Source organism: Pseudomonas sp. RA_15y_Pfl2_54 (assembly GCF_963971015.1).
Lineage (GTDB): Bacteria > Pseudomonadota > Gammaproteobacteria > Pseudomonadales > Pseudomonadaceae > Aquipseudomonas > Aquipseudomonas baetica_A.
Genome location: NZ_CAXAPN010000082.1, coordinates 1 through 2,038, shown reverse-complemented (window position 1 = coordinate 2,038; position 2,038 = coordinate 1). Strand labels below are relative to the sequence as shown.

Below are 2,038 nucleotides of genomic sequence, written 5' to 3'. Positions count from 1 at the left end.
AAAACAAAACCCCAACTGCTTTCGCAATTGGGGTTTCGGAATTTAATCTTGACGATGACCTACTCTCACATGGGGAAACCCCACACTACCATCGGCGATGCATCGTTTCACTGCTGAGTTCGGGATGGGATCAGGTGGTTCCAACGCTCTATGGTCGTCAAGAAATTCGGGTACTGACTCGCGACCTGTTGGCCTCGCTTCAGCAAATTGGGTATGTGACAGCTGTCGGTGTTTTGTGAACATCGAACTTTCGGTTCGTTTCGTCTTCACACACCGCAATCTGGCTTTCAAGCGCAAATTGCTTGGGTGTTATATGGTCAAGCCTCACGGGCAATTAGTATTGGTTAGCTCAACGCCTCACAGCGCTTACACACCCAACCTATCAACGTCGTAGTCTTCGACGGCCCTTCAGGGAACTCAAGGTTCCAGTGAGATCTCATCTTGAGGCAAGTTTCCCGCTTAGATGCTTTCAGCGGTTATCTTTCCCGAACATAGCTACCCGGCAATGCCACTGGCGTGACAACCGGAACACCAGAGGTTCGTCCACTCCGGTCCTCTCGTACTAGGAGCAGCCCCTCTCAAATCTCAAACGTCCACGGCAGATAGGGACCGAACTGTCTCACGACGTTCTAAACCCAGCTCGCGTACCACTTTAAATGGCGAACAGCCATACCCTTGGGACCGGCTTCAGCCCCAGGATGTGATGAGCCGACATCGAGGTGCCAAACACCGCCGTCGATATGAACTCTTGGGCGGTATCAGCCTGTTATCCCCGGAGTACCTTTTATCCGTTGAGCGATGGCCCTTCCATACAGAACCACCGGATCACTAAGACCTACTTTCGTACCTGCTCGACGTGTCTGTCTCGCAGTCAAGCGCGCTTTTGCCTTTATACTCTACGACCGATTTCCGACCGGTCTGAGCGCACCTTCGTACTCCTCCGTTACTCTTTAGGAGGAGACCGCCCCAGTCAAACTACCCACCATACACTGTCCTCGATCCGGATAACGGACCTGAGTTAGAACCTCAAAGTTGCCAGGGTGGTATTTCAAGGATGGCTCCACGCGAACTGGCGTCCACGCTTCAAAGCCTCCCACCTATCCTACACAAGCAAATTCAAAGTCCAGTGCAAAGCTATAGTAAAGGTTCACGGGGTCTTTCCGTCTAGCCGCGGATACACTGCATCTTCACAGCGATTTCAATTTCACTGAGTCTCGGGTGGAGACAGCGCCGCCATCGTTACGCCATTCGTGCAGGTCGGAACTTACCCGACAAGGAATTTCGCTACCTTAGGACCGTTATAGTTACGGCCGCCGTTTACCGGGGCTTCGATCAAGAGCTTCGCGTTAGCTAACCCCATCAATTAACCTTCCGGCACCGGGCAGGCGTCACACCCTATACGTCCACTTTCGTGTTTGCAGAGTGCTGTGTTTTTAATAAACAGTCGCAGCGGCCTGGTATCTTCGACCGGCATGAGCTTACGGAGCAAGTCCTTCACCCTCACCGGCGCACCTTCTCCCGAAGTTACGGTGCCATTTTGCCTAGTTCCTTCACCCGAGTTCTCTCAAGCGCCTTGGTATTCTCTACCCAACCACCTGTGTCGGTTTGGGGTACGGTTCCTGGTTACCTGAAGCTTAGAAGCTTTTCTTGGAAGCATGGCATCAACCACTTCGTCATCTAAAAGATGACTCGTCATCAGCTCTCGGCCTTGGAATCCCGGATTTACCTAAGATTCCAGCCTACCACCTTAAACTTGGACAACCAACGCCAAGCTGGCCTAGCCTTCTCCGTCCCTCCATCGCAATAACCAGAAGTACAGGAATATTAACCTGTTTTCCATCGACTACGCTTTTCAGCCTCGCCTTAGGGACCGACTAACCCTGCGTCGATTAACGTTGCGCAGGAAACCTTGGTCTTTCGGCGTGGGTGTTTTTCACACCCATTGTCGTTACTCATGTCAGCATTCGCACTTCTGATACCTCCAGCAAGCTTCTCAACTCACCTTCACAGGCTTACAGAACGCTCCTCTACCGCATCA

At 52.1% G+C, this 2,038-nt stretch carries 2 rRNA genes; both read right to left on the bottom strand.

Annotated elements, in window-relative coordinates:
* Nucleotides 1-46: 46 nt before the first annotated feature.
* Nucleotides 47-162 (bottom strand): 5S ribosomal RNA (rrf, locus tag AACY50_RS28535).
* A gap of 151 nt (nucleotides 163-313) precedes the next feature.
* Nucleotides 314-2,038: ribosomal RNA gene (locus AACY50_RS28530) — 23S ribosomal RNA — on the bottom strand; the annotation flags it as partial.